Consider the following 10,109-nt stretch of genomic DNA (forward strand, 5'->3'; position numbering starts at 1 on the left):
ACCACAGGTGGTGATAATGTAGGTGTCTTAAATTTAAATGGTGCATTAAGTCAAGTAAGTGGGAATATAGGTAATACAAATTCATTAGCCACGATAAGTGTAGGAGCAGGTAAAGCCACGTTAGGGGGAGCGGTTATTAAAGCTACTACGACTAAATTAACAGATGCTGCGTCGGTATTAACTCTTACAAATGCAAATGCAGTATTAACAGGTGCGATTGATAACACCACAGGTGGTGATAATGTAGGTGTCTTAAATTTAAATGGTGCATTAAGTCAAGTAAGTGGGAATATAGGTAATACAAATTCATTAGCCACGATAAGTGTAGGAGCAGGTAAAGCCACGTTAGGGGGAGCGGTTATTAAAGCTACTACGACTAAATTAACAGATGCTGCGTCAGCAGTGACATTTACGAATCCTGTAGTGGTGACCGGAGCGATAGATAATACCGGTAATGCAAATAATGGTATAGCAACGTTTACCGGTAATAGTACAGTAACTGGCAATATAGGTAATACGGCAGCATTAGCAACAGTGAATGTAGGAGCAGGTTTGCTACAAGTACAAGGCGGAGTGGTAAAAGCGAATGCAATAAACTTAACAGATGCTGCGTCAGCAGTGACATTTACGAATCCTGTAGTGGTGACCGGAGCGATAGATAATACCGGTAATGCAAATAATGGTATAGCAACGTTTACCGGTAATAGTACAGTAACTGGCAATATAGGTAATACGGCAGCATTAGCAACAGTGAATGTAGGAGCAGGTTTGCTACAAGTACAAGGCGGAGTGGTAAAAGCGAATGCAATAAACTTAACAGATGCTGCGTCAGCAGTGACATTTACGAATCCTGTAGTGGTGACCGGAGCGATAGATAATACCGGTAATGCAAATAATGGTATAGCAACGTTTACCGGTAATAGTACAGTAACTGGCAATATAGGTAATACGGTAGCATTAGCAACAGTGAATGTAGGAGCAGGAATAACATTAAAAGCTGGAGGAAGCCTAGCTGCGAATAATATAGATTTTGGAGCCAGGAGTACTTTAGAGTTTAACGGACCTCTTGATGGTGGTGGTAACACAATCCCTTATTATTTTAAAGGAGCTATAGCAAACGGCAATAACGCTATATTAAATGTTAATACAAAGTCACTTACGGCATATCATTCAACTATAGGAACAGTTGCAGAAATCAATATTGGAGCCGGTAATCTTTTTGCAATTGATGCAAGTGCTGGTGATGTTACTATATTAAATGCTCAAGATATTAATTTTGGAGTTCTAGATTCTGCTTTAGTACTTTCTAACTTAACCGGAGGCGGAGTAAAAAATATATTATTAGCAGCTGATTTAGTAGCTCCCGGTGCTGATGAAGGTAATGTAGTCTTTGATGGTGGGGTTAATGGCCTGAACATTGGGAGTAATGTAGCAGGTACCGCTAGAAATATCGGTGATGGAGGCGGTAATAAATTTAACACTTTACTTATTTATAATGCCGTTACAATAACTGACGATGTAAATTTAGAAGGTATACAGAACGTGCGTATTAACAATAATGCAGATTTTACTAGTAGTACAGCATTTAATGCTGGTATTATACAAATAAACAATGCTACTTATACGATTGATGCAAATAATGGTAATTTAAATATACCGGCAGGAAATATTCAATTTGCACATGCGGATGCTCAATTAATATTACAAAATAGTTCAGGAAACGACCGTACGATCACACTAGGTGCGAATATAGATCCTGATAATGACAATGAGGGTGTAGTAATATTAAATTCTGTAACTGCAGGAAAAAAATTAACGATAGCCGGAGGCAAGACGTTTGGTGGAGCTCATAAGTTACAAACTATAGTTTTCAAAGGAGCGGGAGATTGCAGTGCGGCAGGTACCACTTTTAATACAACAAATATAGAGCTTGATATTACAGGTAAATTAGAACTTGGAGCTACTAAGGCAAATGTAGTTTTATTTAATGATGCTGTTCAATTAACTCAAACCGGTCATATTGGCGGTTTCTTAGATTTTAATGCAAAAAACGGTACGGTAACATTAAATAACAATGTAAGTGTTGCGGGAGCAGTCCAAAATACCGGCGGTACTAATAACGGTACGTTAATAGTTTTAGGTGCAAGTAATCTTAATAGAGTAAACGGGATTGCTATGTTAAAAGTAGGTGCAGGAAATGTAACTATTGCCAAAGGCGGTAACGTTAAAATCGGCGAAATCCAAGGTACAGGCACAAATACTTTAACATTACCTGCAAACTTTAACTTAACAGGCAGCATAAATAAAACCGGTGGTCAGGCTTTGAAGCTAAACTTCACGAATGGCGGTAGTGTTAGCGGTGTTGTAGGGACTGCGGCTAATTCGGTTGGTGATATCACAACGGCAGGTGCTACAAGTTTTGCAAGCAGTGTTAACTCAAAAGGTACAGCGACACTTGGCGGTACTACAAGTTTTGCCAATACATTCACTAATACAGGTGCGGTTACTTTAGCCAAAGGTTCTATCACTAGTTTTGCTAAAAATGTAACAGCTACCAGCTTTGTGGCTAATAGTGCTACTATTAATTTCGGCAATAGCCTAGCCTTTAATAGTAATATAACAGGTAGCGGTACTACACTTACTTTAGGTGCAAATCACGTAACATATACTGGCACCGGTAGCTTTACCGATACGCTAACCTTAAATACTACTTTTGATGGAGCAGCTAAGTCAGGTGGTAATATCTTAATTAAATCAGGTAGTACTCTTGATTTATTAGGGGTTTCAACTTTAGCACTTGTTGTTACTGCTACTAATTTCGACATGAATAATATAAGCCCAGATACAAAATATACGGTAATATCTGCAGAAACAGCAGGTGATTTAAAGCCTACTCCTAAAGAGAATGTTAAAATAACTATTAATAATGACAACCGTTTTGTTGACTTTACTTTTGATGCATCGACTTTAACGTTATTTGCAGAGGATATAGCTGCAGATGTTATAGCTGAAGATTTTGCACCGGGTGGACCGCTTGCAAATATCCCAAATGCTGCAAATATAAAGAAATCGCTTGAGTTAATGGAGGATGCTCCCAATGGTTCAGATGCACGTCAAGCTTTCAATAACTTTGGTCTAATGACACCGCTACAGGAAGCAGATGCTACAACTCATCTCATGCAAGATGTTGTAAAACCTAGCGATACTATAGCTGCCGTTAATAATCAAGTTGTAGCGAGTAATATATCAAGTAATATAACTGCTCTAAATGCTAGAATGGATAAAGTACAAGTAGCGAATAAAGGTCCTGTTTCTTCCGGTGATGAAGATATGGATGCTAAGTTTGGTGCGTGGATAAGCCCGTTTGTCGGTAATGCAACGCAGAAGATGTGTAACAATATAAGTGGTTATAAGTCTGATACAACTGGTGGCACTATAGGTTTTGACGGCTTCGTTAGCGATGATCTAGCACTCGGACTTGCATATACAAGATCCGATACTGACATTAAGCTAAAAAATAATAAAACGGGCGATAAAAATAAGGTAGAGAGTAACATCTATTCTTTATACGGTTTATATAATGTACCTTATGAAAATCTCTTCGTTGAAGCTATAGCATCTTACTCAGATAATAAGATAAGAAGCAAATCAAGACGTGTTATTGCAACAGCACTAGAGACTGTCGGTTATCAAACTGCAAACGGTAAGTATAAATCCGAAAGCTATACAGGTCAGTTAATGGCTGGTTATACCTATATGATGCCTGAGAATATTAACTTAACACCGCTAGCTGGGCTTAGATATTCGACTATCAAAGATAAGGGCTATAAGGAAACCGGTACTACTTACCAAAATCTTACCGTTAAAGGCAAGAACTATAATACTTTCGACGGTTTACTCGGTGCTAAAGTATCAAGTAATATCAATGTCAATGAAATAGTGCTAACACCTGAGCTTTACGCAATGGTCGATTATGCATTTAAGAATAAAGTTTCGGCGATTGATGCAAGATTACAAGGTATGACTGCTCCTCTCCCAACCAACAGCTTTAAGCAAAGCAAAACAAGTTTTGATGTCGGTGTCGGTGTTACTGCTAAGCATAAAATGATGGAATACGGGATTAACTACGATACCAATATCGGAAGTAAGTATTTCGCTCAGCAAGGTAGTGTAAAAGTTCGTGTTAATTTTTAATTAACCGTTCTATAATCATAAAAAAAGCCTATATAGTTTGACTATATAGGCTTTTTTGCTTTATAATGTAGTCTTGAGAAACGTCGCGAGGAGCGAAGCGACATGGCAATCTCGTCAAATATCCTGAGATTGCTTCGTCACTTACTTCATAATTTCCTTGCAATGACGATAAAAACTTAAATAAAAAATTATGTTAGATAATATTAGAAAAACTGCCGATAGTTTTATAATGCGGGTTTTATTCGCAATGATAGCTTTTGCTTTTGTCGGCTTTGGTATTAAAGATGTATTAAATGGAAGAAGAAGCGGCGATATTGTTACTTTTTCTCATGTGAAAAATATCTCCCAGGAAGATTTTTTGAGAGCAAAATCTTTAGAAATTAATTCTATAAGTAAGCAAACGGGGACAAGTTTAACAGATGAAGAAATAGCACAGTTAAATATTGATAACCGAATCCTAAAAAGGCTTGTTTACGATAATGTCTTAGATTATTTAGTGAGTTATTATGACTTAGATCTCAGTGATGATACAGTTAAAATTTTAGTTAAAGAATCACCGGTTTTTAAAAATGAGCAAGGTGTTTTCAATATAAAAATTTTTAAAACTTATTTTAGAAATTCTTATATGGATGAAGAAAAATATTTATTAAACTTCAAAGAAAAAGCTCTAAAAAATATTTTTGTTGGTACTTTTATAGAAAGTTTCTATGTTCCTAAAGCTATGACTGACAATATAGTAGATTATATGGCTGAAAAAAGAGAAGTAGAATTAATACAAATAGATTTACAAAATAAACCGAAAGATTTACAAATCCCTACTCCTACCGGTCAGCAATTAAAGGATTTTTACCAAGATAATAAAACCGCGTTTGAGGTACCTGAGAAACGCAGCTTTTCTTATATTAAAGCTAATATTAAGGATTTAAAAGTCTCAGTTACTCAAGATGAGTTGTTAGAATTTTATAATGAAAATAAAGATGAATTCGGTGATCAAAGTTTTGAAGCGGTACAAAAACAATTACATGATTTATTAAAGGCTCAAAAAATCGACATACTTAATATGGAGTTTGCTAAAAAGCTGGAAGATGAGACGGCAGCCGGTTCTAGCTTAGTTGAAATTGCCGAAAAATATAAGCTACCGATACAAAACGTTAACTATATCAGTTATGCAGAGCTTATTGAAGATAAAATAATTGCTGAAAATGCCGATAGTATTTTTGAGCTTTCGGAAGGTGAATTATCTTATCCTATAGAAACAGAGGATAAAAGCTATCTTATATTGGTAGAATTAAAATCTATTCAGCCGGCAAAAATACCTGAATTTGATGCTATTAAAGAGCAGGTAAATAAAGCTTGGATAAAGCGGAATATTGCAGATGTAAACTTAAAAATTATCAAGGATTTAGCAAAGGAATATAATTCAGATCAAGAGAACATAAAAGAGCTTAAAGCTACCGGAATAAAAATAAGCAAAAAAAGCTATATTAGATCCGAAATGGAAAATGATCTAACACTAACTCCTGAAATATTATTATCAATTTTTAATACTAAAATAGGAAGTAATACGCCTGTATTTCAAGTAGGTGATGAAGTATATTTTGCACATATTAAATCTAGCAGTGTCGATGAATTAACAGCTAAAAATATTCATGTCAATTCAGAAAAAAATATAATATATAATATTAAAAATTCTGTAATTGATGAGCTAATTAACTACACAATCATTCAGAATGATATGCAGGTAAAAGCTAATTTTAGTAAGTAGCGAAATCCATCAGGTCATACCGTATCGTCATTGCGAGGAATTTACGAAGTAATTGACGAAGCAATCTCAGGATCTTTAATGAGATTGCCACACAGCCTATGGCTGCTCGCAATGACGATAAAATAAGCCGCACATTATAAACAAAAAAAACTATGAGCTTTAAAGATTTACCGGAGTTTTTAAAATTTTTAGAAAAAAACGGTGAGTTAAAGCGTATTGCTCTTGAGGTTAAAACTAACTTAGAAATTACTGAAATTAGTAGAAGAGTATTAGCACAAGGCGGACCTGCATTACTTTTTGAAAATGTTATAAAAGTCGACGGCATTAAGTCCGACATACCTGTTCTAACTAATCTTTATGCTAGTATAAATCGTATTTGTATGGGGCTTAAACTTAAGTCACCCAAAGAATTAAGAGAACTTGGCGTTTTACTAGCATTCCTTAAACAGCCGCAACCTCCCGCATCTTTTAAAGACACATTGTCAATGTTACCACTTGCTAAGCGTATATTTGCTATGTCTCCTAAAACCGTATCAAAAGCAGCTTGTCATGAAATCGTCATTGACAAACCGAATATCAATATATTGCCGATCCAAAGATGTTGGCCGGATGATATTTCTCCTTTAATTACTTGGGGTATAGTATTTACTAGAGGTCCAACAAAAGATAAAATCGATAATTACAACCTTGGCATATATAGAATGCAGGTTATTTCAGAAAATAAGCTATTGATGCGTTGGTTAAAGTTACGGGGCGGAGCAGAGCATCATAAACGTTGGAAAGAAGCAAAAAAAGAACCTTTTCCTACTGCTATCGTTATCGGGGCAAATCCAGCGGTAACTTTGGCAGCAGTTATGCCGATACCTGAGAATATCTCGGAGTATAATTTTGCTGGTTTACTCGGTAATAAAAAAGTAGAGTTGGTACAATGCAAAACTATTGACCTCAAAGTACCTGCACATAGTGAAATAGTGCTAGAAGGCTATGTAAGTTTAGAGGAGTATTTACCTGAAGGTCCTTTTGGGGATCACACCGGATATTATAATGATGTTGAGGAATTTCCTGTATTTACGGTTACCGCAATAACGATGAAGAAAAATCCAGTATATTTAAGCACCTATACAGGAGCACCGCCTGATGAGCCATCAATCTTAGGTGAAGCATTAAATGAAATTTTTATTCCTATATTGCAGCAACAATTTCCGGAAATAGTCGATTTTTGGCTTCCACCTGAAGGTTGTTCATATAGAGTTGCGGTAGTATCGATTAAAAAATCCTATCCCGGTCATGCTAAAAGAATAATGCTTGGGATTTGGTCTTACTTACGGCACTTTATGTATAGTAAGTTTATTATAGTTGTAGATGACGATATTGATGTTCGTAATTGGCAAGAAGTAATTTGGGCAATAGCAACAAGAAGCGACCCAAGGCGTGATACGAGCTTTATAGATAATTCCCCGATAGATTATTTGGATTTTGCATCTCCTGAGTCAGGCCTTGGTAGTAAAATGGGAATAGATGCAACCGATAAAATATATCCTGAGACAAATAGAAAATGGGGTAAAAAAATAGAAATGAGTCAGGAAGTTATCGACAAGGTTAATAGTATGTGGAATAGTTTAAAGATATAAGGTATACTCGTTTAATTTGAAAAATTGGCGTCGTTGTTTCATATTTTTGGACCGCAGCGTACATACTAGTACTAGTACGTGAGGATCAAAAAATATGAAACAACGACGCCAATTTTTCAAATTAAACTTCGTCTACTGTTTATATTAATTGTTAATTTTTTGAAATATCTTGGCACTAAAGGATACTAAATCGTCATTGCGAGCAGCCATAGGCTGCGTGGCAATCTCATGAGATTGCTTCGTCAATTACTTTGTAATTTTCCTCGCAATGACGGAAAAGCCGATCTATGCAACGCCTAAAATATAAATAAGTCATGAAGAGAAAAAATAATAAATTTATAGAAATATCTATTGCCTTTATCTTGGGAATTGCTTTAGGTATTTATGGACAGAATCCGGATTATTTTACTAATCTAATAAGTCAAAAATCATTAGCTTTATCTACTTTGCAAATAAAGCATTACAATATTTCAGAGCTTTCAAGAAGTAAAGTTAGTACATGTTTTACTCCGCCTGCCGGTTGTACTAAGTTTATAGCCAATCAGATAGATAAAGCTAAAGAATCTATTTATATGCAGGCATACGGTATGAGCGATGCGTTAATTACTACTGCACTTATTAATGCACAAGCGCGAGGAGTAAAGGTTAGAATATTGCTTGATCGTAGTAATTTAAAGCAAAAATTTTCTAAATTACATGAATTACAACGAGCAAAAATTGATGTAGGTATAGATAAAGTACCAGGAATCGCTCATAATAAAGTTATAATTATTGATAAAAAGAAAGTAATAACCGGTTCGTTTAATTTCACGGCTGCTGCCGATAAACGTAATGCTGAAAATGTAATTATTATAGAAGATCAGGAGCTAGCAGAATCTTATTTACAAAATTGGTTAAACAGAAAGGCGAGCAACTGATAGGAGATCCCACTATCTCATTCCTGCGAAAGCAGGCATCTAGTAGCTAAAAGATATAAAGAGATTTTAAACATTTTTGATGACATTCACTAGCTTGTTTGAAATCTTTAGAAGTTGCTGCTTCTTTAGTAGTATTCAAAATAGTATTAACATTATTTTGTATAATTTCGGAATTTTTCTTAAGCAAAGATTGCATGCTTTCTGTAGCAATTTGGTTAGTTATTAAAAGAATATTCATAGCTCTTGGCATTGTATTTGTGATAGATGCAAGATCTACACTAAGGATATTTTTCATAGAACTCATATAAAATTCTGGATTCATATAGGATTTCATTAAATCTAAAAATTGTGTATTATTTCACATTATTCATTCTCCTAAAAAATTTTTTATGTTTTATAGGTTACGTATATGTAAACATAAACCTTCAATTCATGCTAACATTTATAAAATTATCAATAATTGTTAGCATTAAGAATAATATTAAAAATAGTTAAGTTTTTATAAATGTTAGATACATCAATTCAAGCATTAATAAATAAGTGGCAAAAATACCTCGTTTTGCAAAGAAATTACTCTAATCATACAGCAATTTCTTATAATAATGACCTTAAGCATTTTCTTGAGTTTATGAATTATTATAATTCAGAGCTTGTAACGATAAATCATATTAAAACCGCAGATATAAGATTAATCCGAAGTTGGCTTGCAAAACGTAACTGTGATAATTTTACCGCTTCTTCAATTTCACGTGGTTTATCTGCAGTAAAAAATTTTTATAGGTTTTTAGAGAAAACAACACAATTAAATAGTCATATAATTTTTTCTATAAAATCTCCTAAAAAGACTAAATTGTTACCAAAAGCTTTATCGGAAGATGATGTAGTAATATCACTTGAACATATTGAAGAATACGGGAATGTTAAATGGGTAGAACTTAGAAATAAAGCCCTACTTGTCCTTATATATGCTTCAGGTCTACGTATATCGGAAGCATTATCAATTACGAAACTTCATCTACAAAATCTAGAATTTATAAGAATAATAGGTAAAGGTAGTAAAGAAAGAATAATTCCGTGGTTACCGATTGCTAAAAATTTAATTACCCAATATTTAGAAATATTGCCATATAAGTTAGGTGATAATGAACCCATATTTAGAGGAAAGCAGGGTAAGAAATTGCAACCATCGGTATTTAATCGTGAATTAATTAAATTAAAGCATTTTTATGGTTTACCGCAGCATTTAACTGCTCATTCATTTAGACATAGTTTTGCTTCACATTTGCTTGAGCATGGTGCAGATTTACGCTCTCTTCAAGAGCTATTAGGTCATAAAAGTCTATCTACTACACAAAACTATACTAAAACAAGTATAAAGCATTTAGAAGCTGTCTATACTACCGCATATCCAATTAAAAAATAAAATATATTAATATTCATAATCTTCTTGCATTAATTTTAAGTTATATATTATTTTAAAAATCTTATAAACATAATATATTAAAGTTAATATTGAGATATTAATATGCTAGAAACACTTTTAAAAATCTTATAAACATAATATATTAAAGTTAATATTGAGATATTAATATGCTAGAAACA

At 34.1% G+C, this 10,109-nt stretch carries 6 protein-coding genes; 5 read left to right on the forward strand and 1 reads right to left on the reverse strand.

Annotated elements, in window-relative coordinates; translation table 11 throughout:
* From GCO76_RS07840 to pld, 4 genes are all read left to right on the forward strand, one after another.
* Nucleotides 1-4,194, forward strand: a 4,194-nt coding sequence (locus GCO76_RS07840) for an autotransporter outer membrane beta-barrel domain-containing protein (RefSeq protein ID WP_410956776.1), incomplete at its 5' end; no start/stop codon positions are given.
* A gap of 190 nt (nt 4,195-4,384) precedes the next feature.
* Nucleotides 4,385-5,959: a SurA N-terminal domain-containing protein gene (locus GCO76_RS07845; RefSeq protein WP_410956777.1), complete on the forward strand. Its 1,575-nt coding sequence runs from the start codon at nt 4,385-4,387 to the stop codon at nt 5,957-5,959.
* Between the two features lie 152 nt (nt 5,960-6,111).
* Entirely contained in the window at nt 6,112-7,590 is a 1,479-nt protein-coding gene (locus GCO76_RS07850) for a UbiD family decarboxylase (protein WP_103897366.1), read from the forward strand.
* A 314-nt stretch (nt 7,591-7,904) separates the two neighbouring features.
* Entirely contained in the window at nt 7,905-8,507 is a 603-nt protein-coding gene (pld, locus tag GCO76_RS07855; RefSeq protein ID WP_410956778.1) for a phospholipase D, read from the forward strand.
* 46 nt (nt 8,508-8,553) lie between these two features.
* On the opposite strand, the gene GCO76_RS07860 is transcribed toward pld, so the two are convergent.
* A complete protein-coding gene (locus tag GCO76_RS07860; RefSeq protein ID WP_410956779.1) occupies nt 8,554-8,829 on the reverse strand; it encodes a phasin family protein in 276 nt (91 codons plus the stop codon).
* A gap of 183 nt (nt 8,830-9,012) precedes the next feature.
* Here GCO76_RS07860 and GCO76_RS07865 point away from each other — a divergent pair, with 183 nt between their 5' ends.
* The gene (locus GCO76_RS07865) at nt 9,013-9,930 is read left to right on the forward strand and encodes a tyrosine recombinase XerC (protein ID WP_410956780.1); all 918 of its coding nucleotides are present in this window, start codon (nt 9,013-9,015) and stop codon (nt 9,928-9,930) included.
* Nucleotides 9,931-10,109: the final 179 nt, after the last annotated feature.

It is taken from the genome of Rickettsia koreansis, from assembly GCF_046532895.1.
Lineage (GTDB): Bacteria > Pseudomonadota > Alphaproteobacteria > Rickettsiales > Rickettsiaceae > Rickettsia > Rickettsia rickettsii.